Here is an 18,428-nt window from a genome sequence, read left to right as displayed (position 1 = left end):
ATAATAGAACTTTCTACTCGATAAATTTAGAAGATGCGAAAGTGTATTTAAAATTTATAAGTGACTACAATCCATTTCATAAACCATTAATCTCTGACTCAAATTTACTTTTGCAAGAATATGGAAGTGATCTATGTTGTTTTGACCCGACAGGAAAATTAAAATGGAAAATTAATGGTGAAATAAATTTAAGAAAGGACTTAGCTGAAAATGATGAATTTATTTATGGTTCTGTTCAAGGAAATGGGTTTAGTAAACTAAATAAAACAGAAGGTAAAATAATTTGGCATTTGCCTAAAGATTCAAATATTACAGAAACCAATAAACCTGCTTTTTTTAAAAAGACTATATATTTAGGACTGTCCGAACTTAGTGCAAAACTTTTGGCAATTAATAGCGAAAATGGTAGGATTATCTGGGAAAATAAATATGAAAATTTTAAAAATATAAGTCAAATTAAAACACGAAAAGGGCTTCTAGTTTGTCTTGACAAAGATTTCAAAAAAGGAAAGATTTTGATGTTGGATTATAAGAGCGGAGATCAAATTTGGTCAGAATCTTTAAATTGTGATTTATATTATGAGCCTTGCGTTGTGGATGATAATGTAATTTTAAGTACATATGACAACAAGGTCTTTTCAATAAATGCTGAAAACGGAAAAATAAATTGGTTATTAAACTTAAAAAACGATTACGCAGAAAGTAATATTATACATTTTAAAGAGAATATATATTTTGGGACTAAGGACCGTAATTTATATTCAGTAAATAATGTAACAGGAAAAATAAATTTCATTCAGACATTTCATTATGGAATTTCGACGCCAATTGTCGATAATAATAAAATTTATTTTCCAACAGGCGGAAGCGAAATTTGGGTGCTTAAATAGAATACGCCGAAAACTTGCATTTGCTAACACGAGCGAGACGCTCGCGCTAGTGGGGAAATAATTCATTATAAAAAATAGCAAAAAAGAAAAAAATATGATAATCATCGATAATGAACAAATTTGGAAAGGTTCTTTTTCATACTTAGAAGGTTATGATGTTATTGATAGTTACATAGTAGTCTCATTTAAAATGAACTTAACTTTTAATGGTAATTCATTTATGGGAACAACAATAGATTCAGAATCCGAAAATATCATTACAGAACCGATTCTAGTAAAAGGGTTTATTGAAAATGATAAAATTAGTTTTATAGTAAATTATCCATATTATTACTACAAAGATGAAAATGGTAAAATTTTAGTTGATAAAAATTTGAGTCATCCTAACATCGAGTATCTTGGATTTTATGACGAAATAGAAAAAAAATTTTCAGGAACCTGGGAAATGGTTATTTATGAGCAAAAAATAACAGAAGAAGAATATATAGAAGAAGTTGCAAGTGGCGGATTTGAAATTTACAGAGAAAAATAATTTGGGCAGCTTTGTTTTAGTAGCGGGAAGCATTCAAATATTTAAACCCGATCGCTCCGATATGTAGACAACGTTAGCGCAGATTTGCAATCTGTGCCCGCAAAGAGAATCAGAAAGGTATAAACAAAAAAAGCTTCAGAGAAATCTGAAGCTTTTTGTTTTAGTAGCAGAAAGTATTCAAATATCTTATTATTTAGTAATTAATATTATGCGATAGTTTTTTTAGCGACAACAAATAAGTTTGGACGTTTGAACAAACTTGTGGATTGATTTATTTAAGAAATTTGTATCAGATAAAAATGCAAAGAAAATGGAATCAAAAAAAGTTCAAACTCTTTCAGAACCAAAGCTAATACAAAACCTCTATTTTGGAGATAATGTTGAAGGCGAGGCCTTTGTGTCTGATCACATCTTTAGTTATATCATAAGTGGCAGACATGATGTATGGATAGGATGCAAGAAATATACTTTTACGGCTGGTGATTACCGCTTCTTTAGAAGAAATCAATTAGCAAAATCAATTAAACATACTGAATCTGATGGATTCAAGTCTATAGCAGTTCATTTTGACCAAAATACGCTTATGGAGATTTCGAAAGAAATCGGTTTCAAGTCAGAGAGATTTCACGGTGAAGGTGTTAAGGCTATTAAGGCCAATAGTATGTTGGCAAAATCTGTAGTTGCATTTAATGAATATGCTCAAAGAGGAGATACTGATCCAGAAATTTTACGAATTAAAATTAAGGAGCTGGTTTTAATACTTGCAGATATTGATTCGGAAATTAAGGAAATGCTATTTGAATTTAGCGATCCTGGAAAATTGGATTTAGAAGGATTTATGAATGGTCATTACAGGTATAATGTACCATTAGAAAAATTTGCTTTTCTCACAGGACGCAGTTTGTCAGGTTTCAAAAGAGATTTTGCAAGATTGTTTAGGATTACTCCAAGCAGATGGCTTACTAAAAAACGGCTTTATGAGGCAAAATATTTAATAGAAAATTGCCGGCAGCGTCCAAGTGAGATTTATTTAGAAATAGGTTTTGTTAATATGTCTCATTTCTCTTATGCGTATAAAAAAGAATTTGGTATTTCACCTTTACAAAAAAAATAAGAATAGTTAATTATAGATAAAAATGGATTTAAAATTAAAAGGAAAAAGAGCGCTTGTAACCGGTTCGAGTTCGGGATTGGGAGAGTCAATAGTTAAAATGCTGGCAAATGAAGGTGCGACTGTTATAGTTCATGGCAGAAATGAAGATCGTGCTAAGGTTGTGTGTCAGGAAATTATTAACAATGGAGGAATGGCAGAAATAGCTTTAGGTGATCTCAGTACTGATAACGGAGCTGATGAGGTTGCTTCGGCTGCGCTTAAAAATGGTCAGATTGATATTTTAATTAATAATGCGGGTGTGACATCGCATAAATCCTGGGGTGAAGCAACTGCAATTGATTGGGCTGAAATTTATAACAACAATGTCGTTTCTTATGTGAGAATGATTCAGCGTATAGTACCACAAATGAAAACATTAGGTTGGGGACGTGTTATTCATATAGGCGGAGGTCTTGCTATACAGCCTATTAAAGAGCAACCACATTATAACGCGACACTTGCTGCAAGGCATAATCTTTCAATCTCACTTGCGAGAACACTGCAAGAAACCGGAATAACTTCAAATGTAGTGTCTCCTGGGGCAATCATAAATCCTATGGTTGAAGATTGGCTTGTGAATGCTGCGCCTAAGTTTAACTGGGGGACCGATTTAGAGGAGATAAAATCTAAGGCAGTTCAGCAGCTCATTCCAAATGATACCGGAAGGTTTGGAGAACCAGAGGAAATTGCCGGAGCAGTTGCATATCTGTGTAGTACTTATGCTAATTACATTAGTGGAGCTACCATTAGGGTAGATGGCGGTACTATTAAATGTTTGTAAAATATTCTTTTAAATAGTCTAATAACACAGTGGGTTCCGATATGGGAAATGTTTGTTTTGAAAAGCTGCGCAAATGTCTCTGACTTTGCGCAATTTTTTTAACATGAATAAAATAAAATACTCCTCAAAAGTCTCTGACTTTTATAGTAATATCTTTATGCTGTTAGGATTAGATATTATAAAAATTGCCAAGAGGTTTTGTTTAAAGTCAGAGGCTTTATGAAAGGCACATTTTTTGAATATATTTTTTGGAAAAGCGTAAAGCGAGAGACATTTGCTTAATCTTTTTTAAAGAGCATTCTATCAAGCAAATCATATAAATGTTATAGCCATATGAGAAAAATTGTCCCAATATTAATATTATTGACTTCGATTCTGTCTTTTGCACAAAAAAAAGAGAATTGGAATGAAATTACAATTAAAACTTTCGACTCAATAAAGAGGGAACTAAAACCAGAGCAAATTAAGTATTTTAATTTATTGATTTCAAAAAGAGAAGATTACCAAACTCAAAAGCGAATTGATACAACAAGTTCAACAATTTTAATAGTTGAGGGATATAATTTTTCGGAAAGAAAATATGGAATCTATGAAGATTTTCTTTTCGATAATAATCATATATTTTCTTATGAAAATGACGCTCAAGAAATAGGGTCAAGTTTCAACGATTATGAAGATTTTATAGAATCGGCTCTCAATAAAAAGACTTTAGACTCCATTAACCCACGGAAATATAAAGTGGTATTTGGATGTTCACCTACCCAAAGAACAATAAGAAAATCAAGGAAAATATTGAAAATGGCTCAAAAAGAAGGAGTGGTATCCGAAGAATATGTGAAAATTTTGACCTTGATTGATAATAGAATTGGAAAAATGAAAGTCTCATTTTTAATTCCGAAAGCAGGAAATAGAGAAGTCCAAATTTCTTATGGACCTTATTACTCAGAAATGAAATTGGAATATTGGCTAAACTAAATTATAATTTTGATCTCCTCTGCTAGTGCGAGCGTCTCGCTCGTGAATATACTTTGCGTTCACGAGCGAGACGCTCGCGCTAGCGAGGGGCAGGGTTGAAAAAGAAACCAAAACGGCATCTTTAAACGGAAAAACCAGTCTATCTGCTACTCAAAATGAGTATAAAAATGGCTTTTTATATAAAATATACGAAATAAAAAATGGACAAAAGACAAAAACTTTTTGGGAAACGACTGAGGTAAATGCTCAAGGACAACTGACCAAAGCGGTACTTGGTAATGGAATAGCTATCGATAACATATATGACGGTTACGGTTATGTAACTAATATGAAGCACACTCTAGGCATGACCACCATTATGGAATTAGGTACCAATTTTGACACGCAGCGAGGCAACCTTAAGTGGCGTAAAAACAGTCTTTTTGGAAATGTTACAGAAAATTTCGATTATGATAGCCAGGACCGACTTACACAATACCCTAATGCACAAGGTGTGCAAGAAAATCAGACCTATGAAGACGATGGCCGTATTAAATCTAATACAGTAGGAACTTATAATTATGCCAATTCAAATAAAAAATACCAAAACACCTCGATAACTCTAACTGCTTCGGCCTTATCGGATTATCAAAACAAACCCTTGCAGACGGTTAGCTATAATGCTTTTAAAAGTCCTGTAGAAATAGTGGAAGATGGTAAAGACAAAATAAGCTTTGTTTACAATGCCAGCAACAATCGTAGTATTATGTTTTATGGGGGATTAGGACTTAAAGAAACCCGAATCTACCGCAAGCATTATAGTGCCGATGGCTCTATGGAGATTAAAGAGAATACCCAGACAGGAGCGATCGAGTTCGTAAATTATATAGCTGGTGATGGATACTCTGCGCCGGTTGTATACAAAAAAACATATAACAGTATAGGAGCTATACAAGAACAAACTCTATATTTGCATAGGGATTATCAAGGCAGTATCTTGGCTATAACCAATGAGACGGGAGCCATATTAGAAAAAAGGCAGTTTGATGCCTGGGGTGCGATTGTAAAAGTACAGGATGGTTCTGGTAACATATTAAACGGTCTTACTATTCTTGATAGAGGCTATACAGGGCATGAACATTTGCAAAGTGTTGGCCTCATACACATGAACGGACGTTTGTATGACCCTAAGCTGCACCGTTTCCTGCAACCAGACAATTACGTACAAGATTCTAGTAATACTCAAAACTTCAATCGTTATGGGTATGTACTAAATAACCCTCTAAAATACACAGATCCTAGTGGGGAGTTTAAAATTAATTGGAATGATATAATTGCAGGAGTCGCAATAGCCGCTGGAACAGTTTTGTCTGCCACTGGAGTTGGAACGGGGCTTGGGGTTGTATTAATTGGGGCGGGAGTTGCACATTTTGGTGCTACGTATGCTGAGTATTCTAAAACTGGAGATTGGAATGCCGCATCCAATAATGCAGGAATTAGTTTTAGCACAACTGTAACTACTGATTGGGGTTATGATGATTCGAAAAATCATATTCCTGGTATTATCCAAAATGCACCCGCGGTTAGTCCAAAAACTGATAATTCACTTTTAGGAATTACGGGAGCTTTACCTGCAACGGCAGCTGGAATTACATGGGCAGAAGGTACAGGAATTACCTTGACAGAAGGTACATTAACTACCTTGGCAGAAGGTACATTGTCATGGATAGCTTTGGATGGATCAATCCCTGATCCAACAGATGCTGCCTGGCCTAAATGGGTAGGATATGGAATAGCGGGTGGCGTAGCTGGAGCTTATCTTTATTCAGGTGATTATATTGATAAAATGACTCGTGAAATTGAAGGAATAAAGCAAAGAACTTTAGGACCTCCGGGGTTTGTTTATGAATTAGTAGCAACAAAAAATGATTATTATCCGAATTTAAACACTGGAGGCACGATTTTGCTTAATGTTGGTGATGTATGGAAGTACGGTCAAACTACTAAAGGATTTGCTAGGTATTCGCAGAGTGGACTTGAAGAAAAAGGATTAAAAATGAATCCACTTCCACCTGGAGGAAATCAAATGGAAATATTGATTCAAGAAAAATATTATATTTATGGGTATTATTTTTTGCATGGTGAAAGACCTCCAGGAAATCCAATTTTTAGATAATTAAAATTAAAATTAAATATGAAACTAGCATTAGTTCAATATACTTCAGCAGACATTGTAAAAGAAACAAATTTTTTAACTGATTTTTCGAACGATTTAAAATATTATTTTAGTAAAAAAGAATATGGAGATAGTCTACAGAATATATTTGTAGGAATTATTTGTGTTAGTTCTAGCCTTGAAGCTTTTTTTAAACCAAGAAGACCAAGGTATACAAAAGATAAAAAACATGTAAAAAGTGAAGGTTTTGAGTATGATATTGAAAAATATTTGGAATTTGATTTAAAATTAGATTTTGAAATAATTAAAATAGCTTCCGAGCACGAAGCAAAAAAATATTTGGTACAAGAAATTTTAAAATCATTGGAAATTATAGACACGATGAAATCTAAATTTAAAGACTTCGATTTGGTAAATTTTAAAAAAGATTTAGAAAATTATTTTAAAGAAAAGGGATTGATATAAAAAACTGCATTCTGTTAAACGTTTCGGAACAAATCGTGTTGAAAGAAAAAATTTGACACTCAGAACTCATTTAAAAAGACTAAACCGCAGAACAATCTGCTTCAGTAAAAGTTGAGTAGTTTTTATTGCTGTTTTAAAAATTTACTTTTGGATATGAGTTTAATTGGATTTGAGTCTTTTGTTTGACTTAATGGGACTCGAACCAATTTTCCCTGAAAATACTAGAGGTTTTTATTTTTAATAAATGGAACAAGATTTTTCGAACCATAAAAAAAGCTTGAGAAATCTAGATTTTTCAGGCTTTTAGTTTTTACTAGTAGCGGGAACAGGACTCGAACCTGTGTCCGCCGCGGCGGATATAAGCCCGAAGAGCTAAATGTTAAGAATTAGATTTTTAATAAATTCTCTTCCAATTCCTGTTTTTAAATATTTTTCTCTTTTCATTACCTCAGATTTTGAATTGAAAAATTCGACATGAATCACTTTCCAAGGTCTAAATTTTAAAGTGTACCCTTTTGTTCCAAGAAGATTGTGAGATTTGAATCTCTCAATTAGATTAGAAGTATAACCTGTGTAATTTTTATTGAATTTTTCAGAATAAAGAATGTAAACTACAAATTCTTCCATAATACAAAATGTTATAAACAAAAAAACACCACTTGTTGAAGTGGTGTTTTTACTTAGTAGCGGGAACAGGACTCGAACCTGTGACCTTCGGGTTATGAGCCCGACGAGCTGCCTACTGCTCTATCCCGCGATGTTCGGGTGCAAAGATACGCCGATTTTTGAGAAATCCAACGAAAACTTTAAAAAATGTTTTATTTTCTGTATTGAGTTGATATGACTACCTTTGCACTCGAGACCGATAGGTCGAACTGTACGCAGTAAAATTAAATATTATGCAAATGTCACATAAAGCAGGTTTTGTAAACATCATCGGGAATCCAAATGTTGGGAAATCGACACTAATGAACGCTTTCGTTGGAGAACGATTGTCCATCATTACATCAAAAGCACAAACTACACGTCATAGAATTCTTGGAATTGTAAATGGCGAAGATTTTCAACTTGTATTATCAGATACTCCTGGAATTATAAAACCGGCGTATGAAATGCAGGAATCGATGATGAATTTCGTAAAATCGGCTTTTGAAGATGCTGATATTTTAGTTTACATGGTCGAAATAGGCGAGCAGGATTTAAAAGATGAAGCTTTTTTTAATAAAATCATTCATGCTAAAATTCCGGTTTTACTTCTTTTAAATAAAATTGATAACTCGCACCAAGAACAATTAGAAGAGCAAGTAGCTTTTTGGAAAGAAAAAGTACCAAACGCTGAAATTTTCCCAATTTCTGCTTTGCAGAATTTCAATGTTCCAGAAGTTTTCGGAAGAATTATCGAATTACTTCCAGAATCACCAGCTTATTATCCAAAAGATCAATTAACAGATAAACCAGAACGTTTCTTTGTTAACGAAACAATCCGTGAGAAAATCTTATTGAATTACAGTAAAGAAATTCCGTATGCGGTTGAAATCGTGACAGAAGAATTTCACGAAGACGAAAAAATTATCAGAATTCGTTCGGTAATTATGGTGGAACGTGATACACAAAAAGGAATTATTATTGGTCATAAAGGTGCAGCTTTGAAGAAAGTCGGAACCGATGCCCGTGCTGATTTAGAGAAATTCTTCGGAAAACAAATTCACATTGAGCTTTACGTAAAAGTGAATAAAAACTGGAGAAGCAATGCCAATATGTTGAAACGATTCGGGTATAATCAGTAGTTTTTGTTGAATCGGTTAATCGTTGATTTGTTTAATCGTAAAAACGAAAATATTCTTGAAACGGAGATGCCCTAGCCCTGATAGAAGTGGAAATCCTTTTGTGGCGCTTCTTTAGCGGCATAAAAGATTGAAACGGATAGCAGGAAATAGCTCCTGAAAAAGATAAAAACTTAGGTATTTAGTCCCGATAGCTATCGGGATAGCGACTTAGTCACTTTTTTAACTACCTTTGCAAAAAATTTAAATAAAGCATTTTTGGTTTATAATTTATTGTGATTTAGTCAAAAACGAAATCTGAAATTGTAAATCTGAGATCTAAAATTCAAAAAAATGAATAACATTGTTGCGATAGTAGGAAGACCTAATGTGGGGAAATCGACCCTTTTTAATAGGCTGATACAAAGAAGAGAAGCTATTGTAGATTCAGTATCTGGGGTTACCCGTGATAGAAACTATGGTAAAAGCGAGTGGAACGGAAAAGAGTTTTCTGTTATTGATACGGGTGGATACGTTCGCGGATCTGATGACGTATTTGAAGGTGAAATCCGTAAACAAGTGGAGCTTGCTATCGACGAAGCCGATGTTATTATTTTTGTTGTTGATGTTGAAGAAGGAATTACACCAATGGATGAAACGGTGGCTAAATTGTTGCGTAAAGTAACAAAACCGGTTTTATTGGCTGTAAATAAAGTAGATAACGCAATGCGTGAAAAAGATGCGATTGAATTTTATAATCTTGGTTTAGGAGATTATTACACTTTCGCAAGTATTTCAGGAAGTGGAACTGGAGATTTATTAGATGCTTTAATTGATGCGTTTCCAGAGAAACCAGTTGTTGAGGTTAAGGAAGATTTGCCTCGTTTTGCAGTTGTAGGACGCCCAAATGCAGGAAAATCTAGTTTTATTAATGCTTTGATTGGCCAAGATAGATATATTGTAACTGATATTGCAGGAACAACTCGTGATGCAATTGATACAAAATTTGACCGTTTTGGTTTTGAATTTAATTTAGTTGATACTGCGGGAATCCGTCGTAAAGCAAAAGTTAAAGAAGATTTAGAATTTTATTCTGTAATGCGTTCTGTTAGAGCAATTGAGCATGCAGATATTTGTATATTGGTTATCGATGCAACCCGCGGATTTGAAGGTCAGGATCAAAGTATTTTCTGGCTTGCTGAGAAAAACCGAAAAGGTGTTGTAATCTTGGTAAACAAATGGGATTTGGTAGAAAAAGATACCATGTCAACTCGTGATTACGAAGAGAAAATCAAAAAAGAATTAATGCCTTTTACAGATGTGCCAATTTTATTCGTTTCGGCATTGACAAAACAACGTTTATTGAAAGCATTGGAAGCTACAGTTCAGGTTTTTGAAAACAGAAAACAAAGAATCGCTACTTCAAAATTCAACGAATATATGTTGAAAGTTATTGAGGCATATCCGCCGCCAGCGACAAAAGGTAAATATGTGAAAATTAAATATTGTATGCAATTGCCAACTGCAACACCACAGTTTGTGTTTTTTGCCAATATGCCACAATATGTTAAAGAACCATATAAAAGATATCTTGAAAATAAAATTAGAGAAAATTGGGACTTTGCCGGAGTGCCGATTGATATTTATATCAGAGAAAAATAAAACTGAATCCCCTGTAAAAAGGGGATTTTTTTTGCTTCTAAACAAAATACGCAGTAAATGTTATATTTATAATTAAACCTTTAAGTTGCTTTCAGGTCTTAATAGTTCTAACCAACCAATTATGACCAGGTATTTTTCTTATTTATTATTTTTTCTTTTTTGTGTCGCTGCCAATGCGCAAAATGATATTATCATTAAAGGAACTGTTGTTGATCTTAACACACAGGTTCCGCTTGAAATGGCGACCGTATATTTTACAACCGTTAAAGATTCTGCCGTAATCGAATATGCTACTACTGATAAAAACGGAGTTTTCAGAATAAATACAAAAAAAATCAACAAACCTGTTTTCTTGAAAGTCAATTATATGGGATATCAGACTTTTGTTGAAGAACAGAAAGAACTTGTTGAAAGCAAGGATTTCGGGAAATTGTATTTGGCCGAAAATATTAATGCTTTGGAAAATGTTGTCATTAAAACTGAAGCGCCACCAGTTGCCGTTAAAAAAGATACTTTAGAATTTAATGCTTCGGCGTTTAAAGTAAGGCCAGATGCCAATGTCGAAAATTTATTAAAACAGTTGCCCGGCGTTGATGTTGATAATGACGGAAAAGTTACTGTAAATGGGCGGGAAGTCACTCAGTTTTTAGTCAACGGAAAAGCATTTTTTGATAAAGACGGGCAGATGTTATTGAAAAATATGCCGGCCGAAATCATTAAAAAAGTTCAGGTTTCAGATTTTAAAACCAAGAAAGAAGAACTGGCAAAACAGGAATCAAGTTCAGATAATTCCTCTATTAACTTCACGATTGACGAAAAGAAAAACAAAGGTTTCTTTGGAAAAGCGCTTGCTGGTTACGGTTCTGATGATCGTTATGAAAGTAGTCTAATTATGAATTTCTTCAATAATAATCAGAAAATTAGCGTTTTGGCTTCTTCTAATAATATCAATTCGACCGGTTTTTCAATGGATGATGTTTTTGACAATATGGGAGGTGGACGAAATAATAATGCCAATCAAGGAAGTACTACAAGTGGTAAAGGAATTATTCAGTCAAATTTGGCTGGAATTAATTATTCTGATGAATGGTTTAAGGATTTTCAGGCTTCAGGTAGTTATAATTTTTCAAATAATATAACTAACAATGACAGCAAAGCGAATCAATTGAGCTTTTTGCCGACAGGAAATATTTTGACGGAATCAGATGCCAAAACGAGAACTGAAAATACCGGAAATAAAGCCAATTTTGAGTTTGAATACAAACTTGATCCGAGTACGCGAATTGTTTTTACTCCAAAATTCAATCAAACACGAGTTGATAGTGATTCAGATTCATCAAGTTCTTCTCAAGATGAAAATGGCCAAGCATTAAACGAAAGTACAGCGGTTTCTCGCCGAGAAAATACAACGACTAATTTTGCCAATACTTTAAATTTCAATAAAGCATTTGAGAAGAAAAATCGTAATCTGAGTTTCGTTTTTGATAATAATAATACAGATGCTATTACGGATGCATTGAATGTTTCAGAAACAATTTTTTATCAGGATAATAAACCAAATGATAAACGAAATCAGACGACAAGAAATGATAATGTCAATGATGCTTATTCGTTAGATATTGAATATACGGAACCGATTACAGATTCTTTAAGAATCAGATTTGGTTCTGATTTTGATTGGCAAAACGAAATAAAAGATCAAAAAACATTTGATTATGATGCTGATACACAATCGTATTCTCAAGTAAATGAGTCTTTAACGACTTATACAACGTCGAAACAAAATTCGGTGAGCCCAAAAGTTGGAATTACGCTTCAAAAGAACAAATACACGATAAATCTGGATACAAAAACCTCGATTATTGATTATGATAATCATGCTTTTTATTTGGGAAAACCTACCGATTTGAATCAGAAATATGCTTTACCATATGCGACGGCTCAATTTCGATATAAGTTCAGTCGTTCAAAGAATATGACTTTTAAATACGATTATTCGAATGCGCTTCCGGCTTCGAGCTTTTTATTGCCTGTTGCAAATTTGAGCAATCCGTTGAATACGATTATAGGAAATCCGAATTTGACGCCAATAGAAAAAAGCAGTGCAAATTTTAGTTTCAGAAATTTTGATTTCCGAACACGTTCTGGTTACAGCGTGTATGCAAGAGGAGATTATTATTCTAATGATATTTCTTCTACTTCATTTTATGATGACAGCGGAAAAAGAACGACAACGTATGTGAATATATCAGATACGTACACTTTTACTGTTGGTGGAAACTGGAATCAGTCAATCAAAAAAGATGCAAATACGTTTAGATATGGTTTACAGTTGAACGGAACATATAATTTTGATAAAGGCTTTACAAATGGAGTTATGTACAATGCAAAAGGTACTGCAGTAACGCCAAAAGTATATTTGTCATATGAATATGGAGAATTGCTTGTAATTGCGCCATCATATAGTTTGTCATACAATGAAACAAAATATGAAAACTACACGCGCGATGCAACTTCAAATGTTGTACACCGAATTAATTTACAAACAACGAGTTACTGGCCAGGTAAATTGATTTTCGGTAATGACTTTGGATACACTTATAATTCTAATATTTCGAGTGATTTCAAAAAGGACTTCTATTTATGGAACACGAGTTTGTCTTACGGATTTTTGGATAAAAAACTTTATGCAAAAGTGAAAGTGTATGATGTTTTGAATCAAAATCTAAGTGCTACCAGAACGATTTCTGCAACATCAATCAGAGATGAAGAAAATACCGTTTTAAAAAGATATATCATGTTTTCATTGGCCTACAAAATTGGAAATTTTGCAGGAAATGAAAAGGGTAAGAGAAGAGGCCGAGAAAGAGAGGAGTAGGTTTTGTCTTTCTGAAGAGACGTGTGTTGGCGCGTCTCTTTAAGGCTTTTTTTAAGATGCTAAGGTTCTAAGGTACTAAGGCGCTGAGGTTTTGAAAAAGCGTATAAATCAAATAAAGTTTGATTTATACGCTTTTTTTATCACTTCATATAAAGCCTTAGTACCTTAGAACCTCTTTTCTATTCGATGATAAACAGTAAAACGAATAATATCCCTGTCATAAAAATCTACACCACTGGCGCGTCTTTGGAAGTTTTTTAGATAACCCAATTCTAGTCCGATATTTGGATTAAAATGATAGCGAAGTGCTACGTAAAATCTGTTTTGATCGAATGTATTCAGCTTATTGTCTTTTCCGAAATTGAACATAACTTCGTCAGAAATGGTGCCTTTTAAGCTTCTGTTTTCTTTTTTCCAAAGATCAAAAGTCGACTGCAATCTATATCGGAATCTTAAGGCAAAAGAGAAATCAGCTAGAAATTCTGTTCTTGAAGCTTTTTCGATAAAACGTTCTTCAAGCTGAAATCGATTGTGAAAAGTGATTTTTCCAATATCATTAATCAAAGTAATATCTTGCTGAATTCGATATTCTGGAATTGAAAAATCAGGATCAATATTGGGATTTTGGGTATTTACATTAAAAAAAGCAAGTCCGCCGCCTAAATCGACAAGTTTGCTTGCTCGGTATCGACCCTGAACCCGGATAACAAAAAGATTTTCATGAACCGGATTTAAAAAAGCCCGATTATCAAATTCAGAATGAAGTGCCCATTTTTCGGATAAAGGCAAAATGTTATAATAACGAATCCAGGCTAAAGTCTGCTGGTCGGTTCTCTTTTCATTTTGCGCTGATAAATTTGTGCCAATTAAGCCAAGTAGGAACAGTAATTTAAAAAACTTCATCTAATCTCCATAAATTCAGGCTGCGAATATATAGAAAGCAGAGTTGATTCAGTGCAGATTAAAATTTGGTTTCAATACTATTTTGTGATTTCAAAGCATAAAAAAACGAGGCAAGTTTTTTTAAACTTGCCTCGCTCTAATAATTTAAGCAAACTAACTTAATCGCTTATAGAGAATATTTTAAAGTAACTCCGTAAGTTCTTTGATCACCAATGACTCCTGCATATTGCCCTGCATTACCACCAGCAGGTAATAACTGCTCATAATAATCTTTATTAAATAAGTTGCGTCCCCAGAAGTGAACAGATAGTCCTTGAGAAGCACGGAAACCTAAACGTGCATTGAAAATAGCATATCCTGGTACAACTAAATATTTTGAAGCCGAAGGGCTTGAAGAGAATTCAGAACGTGCATAAGAATCAACCGCAACAAATATTTTTCCTCTATTTCCAAAGAATGTTGCATTGTCTGAAAGCTCTCCGCCTAATGATCCTGCCCATCTTGAAGCTCCTGGCAAATCAGTTCCAGAAACATCTTTGAAAGATACCGGTGCACCAGTTTCTTCTAGTGGAAGCGGCGCATTTGTAAATTTCACATATTTTCCGTCAGTATAAGTTGCAGCAGCATTTACTGTTAAATGTGAGCTAAATACGAAACTTGCATCTAATTCTGCACCTCTTACACGTACTTTGTCTGCATTAGCAAGGTATCCACGGTTTACTCCTAATTCAGCAGCCTGAACGTTTGTTTGGAAATCTTTAATATCTGTATTGAAGAACGTCAAGTTGAAAATCGAATTTTTAAATGGAGAAGTTTTTACTCCAACTTCATAATGATTTACTTTTTCAGGTTTGATTACAGCAAGATCTAATAACGGATTTCCTTTAGAATCTGTAGGAAGTCCAGCAACGTTTACACCAACTGGTTTGTAGCTTTTCGCATAAGTTGCATAAGCATTGATTTTGTCTGTAACTTTATAAGTCAATGTTAAGTTTCCAGAGAAATCGGTATTGTCTGTACTTGAGTCAAAAGCCTGATCAGAGTAAACTGATTTTTTCAAAGCGATCAACGCAGGATCATTTGTTTGTAAACCTCCGTAAGTTAAACGGCTGTAATGAGCATCTTTTTTATCAAAGTTATATCTTAAACCTGGTAAAACATGTAAACGCTCTGTAATTGCCCAGTCAATTTGTCCAAATACTGCTGCACTTGAAGCTCTGATTCTAGCATCAGTTTTGATTCCGTAACCTTCAAAAAGACCTGGAGTTTTCCATAATGGACTAGTAGAACTTTGTGCGAATCTCCATTGTGCATTTCCAGATTCTTCTGTACCATCTGTTTGAGAAGTTTGATCAATAAAGAATACTCCCGCAACACCACTAACTTTAGAAGTTAATTGACCTGCATAACGAACCTCTTGAGTTATCTGAGTTTGTCTTGTTGGGTTTTGAGATTTTGCTAATACTTGCAATCCTGTAAAATCCCTGTCATTTGATGGATCCCAGTTCCAGAACCTCCAAGCAGTAGTCGAAGTTAATGTTCCTGGTCCAACTTTTGTGTCAATGTTAAGTGAAATACCTCCCATGTCCTGATTTGAACGCCATGGTGTATCTTGATCAATTTTACGATCGAAAGCATTTAAACTTGGTAATTGATAATTTAAATCTTTGATAATAGCATCAAATTGGCGGTAAGCGGCTCTTTGAGTAGGAGCAACACCAGCTACAACCTGTGCATATCCATCAGGACGCTGTGTTGTAATATCTGCTGCTAAAATAATATTAGTATTTACAGATGGAGTCCAAAGCAATTGACCTCTAATACCTTGATTGTTTAATGTATTTGTTGGTCTTCCAGTTGCTACGTTGTCAATTAATCCATCTCTTTGTGTTCCTGAAAAAGAGATTCTTCCAGCAACTTTTTTACCTAAAGCTCCAGTAACCGATGCTTTAGCTTGTAAAAAGTTGTAGTTTCCATAACTTACTTCAAAATCTGCTCCTGTAGAAAAACTTGGTTTTCTGGTAGTAATATTGAAAGCACCTGAAGTTGTATTTTTTCCAAATAATGATCCTTGTGGTCCACGTAACACCTCAATTTGCTCCACATCAATAAAGTCTAAAGTTGTTGCAGCAGGACGTGCATAATAAACACCGTCAACATAAAAACCAACTCCTGGATCGATTCCGTCATTTGTTAATCCGAATGGAGAACCTAAACTACGAATGTTGATTCCTGTATTTCTTGGATTTGAAGAATAAAGTTGTACTGAAGGAACAAGTTCTTTAATACGGTTAACATTAAAAGCACCTGTTTGTTCTGCTTGTTTTCCTGTAATTACAGAAATTGCAATTGGCACATCCTGAACTTTTTCGATTCTGCGTCGTGAAGAAACAACAACTTCAACAAGAGCGTTTTCTTCATTTAAAACAATTTGTAATGGAGTTGCAGGCAAATCATCGATTTCTAACTCGGTAGTTTTATAACCAACATATTGAATTAAAAGTGTTACTGGAAGTTTTCCTTTAGTATCGATAGTAAATTTTCCTGAAGCGTCAGTAATTGTATTTATTGTAGTTCCTTTAATTACAACATTTGCAGCTTCTAATGGAGTATTTTCAGTTGTTTTAACTACACCTTCTATTTTTTGTGCAAATGAGATTGAAAAAGTTAAAACAGATAATATTGTAAGTATATTTTTAATCGAATTTTTCATTTTTATATTAAGTATATATGATTAGTAGAGTTTATAATAAAATTTTTTTTATCAACACATACACATCATACAGGAAATGCTTTTTGCAGTTTTGAACTGACTATTGGAATTTGTTTGCAAAAGACTTTTGGTTACGCCTAATAAACTGAAATGTTCTTTCATGAGTTAAAAATTTGTAATTGGTTTGTTAATTATTTTTGGCAAATATATACAAATTCTATTAAATCGATAGGGTTTAGGGAATATTTTTTTATTTATTTACTAATGAGGCAATTGTGATGCCTTCCATAGCCTTCAAAGTTTTGTCTCTGATAAGCATTAAACCGTGACGCAGACTGCATTCAGACTCGGTTTTACAATCAGAACAAGGCTCGTAAAAATTTAAAGAAGCGCATGGCAAAAGCGCAATTGCACCGTCAAATAATCGGTGAATTTCTGCCAAAGTGATGTCATTTTTAGATTTTATCAAATAATATCCGCCAAATTTTCCTTGCTTACTGCTTACAAAACGTCCTCGTTTTAGATCCAATAAAATTTGTTCTAAAAACTTTTTAGGAATGTTAGCGCCATCAGCAATTTCTATAGTTCTAGAAATGTGATTTTCGTCTTGTTCAGCTAAATAAAGTAAGGCCTTAAGGGCGTATTTTGCTTTATGTGATAACATCTATGATTGAATTATGAATTGTAAATTTAACTAAAATAATTTAGTAAACCTGAAACTTGAAATTAGAAACAAAATAAATTACCAGCTTCCGCCTGAACCTCCACCAGAGAATCCACCTCCGCCAAAGCCTCCGCCGAAACCGCCGCCGCCAGATGATCCACCACCGAAGCCTCCAAAACCGCCGCCGCCACTTCTTCCAAGATTACTCAGAATAATAACATCAAGTAGGCTGGGACCTCCGCCGCTATTTCCAGAATTTCCTCCACCGCCTCTTTTATTGCGGGAAAGTAAAATTAATACTATTACCACAATGACGATAAATGGAAATATAGGAAAGTCTTTTCCTTTAGATTGCTTGCGTTCGCCTTTATATTTGCCTTTAAAAACATCAAAAAGCGCATCGGCACCTTTATCAAGTCCGCGATAATAACTTCCTGCTTTAAATTCAGGGATAATAATGTTTCGGGTAATTTCTCCTCCAATTCCTGCTGTTAAACGATCTTCTAATCCATAACCAGGAGAAATCCAGATTCTTCTTTCGGCTTTAGCCAATAAAATCAAAACCCCGTTATCTTCTTTTGCTTGTCCAATTCCCCATTCCTGAGCCCATTTTGGAGTAAGAATTCCAATATCTTCGCCTTTTAAGCTTTCAATAGTAATGACAACAATTTGAGTGGAAGTTGAATCAGAATAGCGAACTAGTTTTTCTTCTAATTGTGTTTTTTCAGAAGCACTTAAAACATTGGCATAATCATAAACCGAAGTCTGGAAATCAGGTTTTTTAGGAATGTCAAATTGTGCAAAAATAGTATTGCAAATAAAAAACGCGATAAACAAAAAAGTAAACTGAAAAATTCTATTGGAATTTGAGATTGTATTATTGGAATTTTTCAT

General features: G+C 34.0%; 15 protein-coding genes, 1 tRNA gene and 1 pseudogene. 11 read left to right on the top strand and 6 right to left on the bottom strand.

The features are described from left to right. The first annotated feature begins 41 nt into the window (after positions 1 to 41). The 8 genes and pseudogenes from ACNFIH_RS08250 to ACNFIH_RS08215 all read left to right on the top strand — a co-directional run. Complete coding sequence (locus tag ACNFIH_RS08250; RefSeq protein WP_426486244.1) at positions 42 to 890, top strand: PQQ-binding-like beta-propeller repeat protein; 849 nt, start codon at positions 42 to 44, stop codon at positions 888 to 890. 94 nt (positions 891 to 984) lie between these two features. Then, a complete protein-coding gene (locus tag ACNFIH_RS08245) occupies positions 985 to 1,422 on the top strand; it encodes a hypothetical protein (RefSeq protein WP_426486243.1) in 438 nt (145 codons plus the stop codon). Positions 1,423 to 1,732: 310 nt separating this feature from the next. Next, positions 1,733 to 2,536, top strand: a complete 804-nt coding sequence (locus ACNFIH_RS08240) for a helix-turn-helix domain-containing protein (protein WP_426486242.1) — start codon at positions 1,733 to 1,735, stop codon at positions 2,534 to 2,536. A gap of 22 nt (positions 2,537 to 2,558) precedes the next feature. Then, complete coding sequence (locus tag ACNFIH_RS08235) at positions 2,559 to 3,356, top strand: SDR family NAD(P)-dependent oxidoreductase (RefSeq protein ID WP_142450603.1); 798 nt, start codon at positions 2,559 to 2,561, stop codon at positions 3,354 to 3,356. Positions 3,357 to 3,689: 333 nt separating this feature from the next. After that, on the top strand, positions 3,690 to 4,331 hold the full coding sequence (locus tag ACNFIH_RS08230; protein WP_426486241.1) for a hypothetical protein: 642 nt from the start codon (positions 3,690 to 3,692) through the stop codon (positions 4,329 to 4,331). A gap of 640 nt (positions 4,332 to 4,971) precedes the next feature. Further along, a complete protein-coding gene (locus ACNFIH_RS08225; protein WP_426486240.1) occupies positions 4,972 to 6,486 on the top strand; it encodes an RHS repeat domain-containing protein in 1,515 nt (504 codons plus the stop codon). Between the two features lie 18 nt (positions 6,487 to 6,504). Next, on the top strand, positions 6,505 to 6,951 hold the full coding sequence (locus ACNFIH_RS08220) for a hypothetical protein (RefSeq protein WP_426486239.1): 447 nt from the start codon (positions 6,505 to 6,507) through the stop codon (positions 6,949 to 6,951). Further along, positions 6,950 to 7,066, top strand: a pseudogene (locus ACNFIH_RS08215) (IS1 family transposase); the annotation flags it as partial. The gene ACNFIH_RS08220 and the pseudogene ACNFIH_RS08215, both read left to right, overlap by 2 nt. 257 nt (positions 7,067 to 7,323) lie before the next feature. On the opposite strand, the gene ACNFIH_RS08210 reads toward ACNFIH_RS08215, so the two are convergent. Together ACNFIH_RS08210 and ACNFIH_RS08205 are read right to left on the bottom strand one after the other, a co-directional pair. Beyond that, entirely contained in the window at positions 7,324 to 7,578 is a 255-nt protein-coding gene (locus tag ACNFIH_RS08210) for a GIY-YIG nuclease family protein (RefSeq protein ID WP_426486238.1), read from the bottom strand. Between the two features lie 57 nt (positions 7,579 to 7,635). Then, positions 7,636 to 7,708: transfer RNA gene (locus ACNFIH_RS08205), tRNA-Met, on the bottom strand. Positions 7,709 to 7,856: 148 nt separating this feature from the next. On the opposite strand from ACNFIH_RS08205, the gene era reads away from it, so the two are divergent. The 3 genes from era to ACNFIH_RS08190 all read left to right on the top strand — a co-directional run bounded on the left by era (position 7,857) and on the right by ACNFIH_RS08190 (position 13,254). Beyond that, a complete protein-coding gene (gene era / locus ACNFIH_RS08200; protein ID WP_035652098.1) occupies positions 7,857 to 8,738 on the top strand; it encodes a GTPase Era in 882 nt (293 codons plus the stop codon). A gap of 330 nt (positions 8,739 to 9,068) precedes the next feature. Next, positions 9,069 to 10,376 carry a ribosome biogenesis GTPase Der gene (gene der, locus ACNFIH_RS08195; protein WP_035651868.1) on the top strand — a complete coding sequence of 436 codons (1,308 nt, stop codon included), beginning with the start codon at positions 9,069 to 9,071 and terminating at the stop codon, positions 10,374 to 10,376. 121 nt (positions 10,377 to 10,497) lie between these two features. Continuing rightward, entirely contained in the window at positions 10,498 to 13,254 is a 2,757-nt protein-coding gene (locus ACNFIH_RS08190; protein WP_426486237.1) for an outer membrane beta-barrel protein, read from the top strand. 165 nt (positions 13,255 to 13,419) lie between these two features. Here the strand turns inward: ACNFIH_RS08190 and ACNFIH_RS08185 are convergent, their stop codons facing one another. From ACNFIH_RS08185 to ACNFIH_RS08170, 4 genes are all read right to left on the bottom strand, one after another. After that, complete coding sequence (locus ACNFIH_RS08185) at positions 13,420 to 14,157, bottom strand: DUF2490 domain-containing protein (RefSeq protein ID WP_426486236.1); 738 nt, start codon at positions 14,155 to 14,157, stop codon at positions 13,420 to 13,422. A gap of 166 nt (positions 14,158 to 14,323) precedes the next feature. Then, positions 14,324 to 16,870: a TonB-dependent receptor gene (locus ACNFIH_RS08180; protein WP_426486235.1), complete on the bottom strand. Its 2,547-nt coding sequence runs from the start codon at positions 16,868 to 16,870 to the stop codon at positions 14,324 to 14,326. A 250-nt stretch (positions 16,871 to 17,120) separates the two neighbouring features. Further along, positions 17,121 to 17,534 (bottom strand): RrF2 family transcriptional regulator, encoded by a 414-nt coding sequence (locus tag ACNFIH_RS08175; protein WP_053470541.1) that lies wholly within the window; start codon positions 17,532 to 17,534, stop codon positions 17,121 to 17,123. A 78-nt stretch (positions 17,535 to 17,612) separates the two neighbouring features. Then, positions 17,613 to 18,428: a TPM domain-containing protein gene (locus ACNFIH_RS08170; RefSeq protein ID WP_426486234.1), complete on the bottom strand. Its 816-nt coding sequence runs from the start codon at positions 18,426 to 18,428 to the stop codon at positions 17,613 to 17,615.

Source organism: Flavobacterium sp. 2 (assembly GCF_049949195.1).
Lineage (GTDB): Bacteria > Bacteroidota > Bacteroidia > Flavobacteriales > Flavobacteriaceae > Flavobacterium.
Note: the sequence above shows the minus strand (reverse complement) of the source record. Positions and strands in the feature narration are given on the sequence as shown.

Coding starts and splice junctions, on each gene's coding strand:
- ACNFIH_RS08245 (WP_426486243.1), top strand. CDS start 985: ATGATAATCATCGATAATGAACAAATTTGGAAAGGTTCTTTTTCATAC.
- ACNFIH_RS08240 (WP_426486242.1), top strand. CDS start 1,733: ATGGAATCAAAAAAAGTTCAAACTCTTTCAGAACCAAAGCTAATACAA.
- ACNFIH_RS08235 (WP_142450603.1), top strand. CDS start 2,559: ATGGATTTAAAATTAAAAGGAAAAAGAGCGCTTGTAACCGGTTCGAGT.
- ACNFIH_RS08230 (WP_426486241.1), top strand. CDS start 3,690: ATGAGAAAAATTGTCCCAATATTAATATTATTGACTTCGATTCTGTCT.
- ACNFIH_RS08220 (WP_426486239.1), top strand. CDS start 6,505: ATGAAACTAGCATTAGTTCAATATACTTCAGCAGACATTGTAAAAGAA.
- ACNFIH_RS08210 (WP_426486238.1), bottom strand. CDS start 7,578: ATGGAAGAATTTGTAGTTTACATTCTTTATTCTGAAAAATTCAATAAA.
- era (WP_035652098.1), top strand. CDS start 7,857: ATGTCACATAAAGCAGGTTTTGTAAACATCATCGGGAATCCAAATGTT.
- der (WP_035651868.1), top strand. CDS start 9,069: ATGAATAACATTGTTGCGATAGTAGGAAGACCTAATGTGGGGAAATCG.
- ACNFIH_RS08190 (WP_426486237.1), top strand. CDS start 10,498: ATGACCAGGTATTTTTCTTATTTATTATTTTTTCTTTTTTGTGTCGCT.
- ACNFIH_RS08185 (WP_426486236.1), bottom strand. CDS start 14,157: ATGAAGTTTTTTAAATTACTGTTCCTACTTGGCTTAATTGGCACAAAT.
- ACNFIH_RS08180 (WP_426486235.1), bottom strand. CDS start 16,870: ATGAAAAATTCGATTAAAAATATACTTACAATATTATCTGTTTTAACT.
- ACNFIH_RS08175 (WP_053470541.1), bottom strand. CDS start 17,534: ATGTTATCACATAAAGCAAAATACGCCCTTAAGGCCTTACTTTATTTA.
- ACNFIH_RS08170 (WP_426486234.1), bottom strand. CDS start 18,428: ATGAAAAATTCCAATAATACAATCTCAAATTCCAATAGAATTTTTCAG.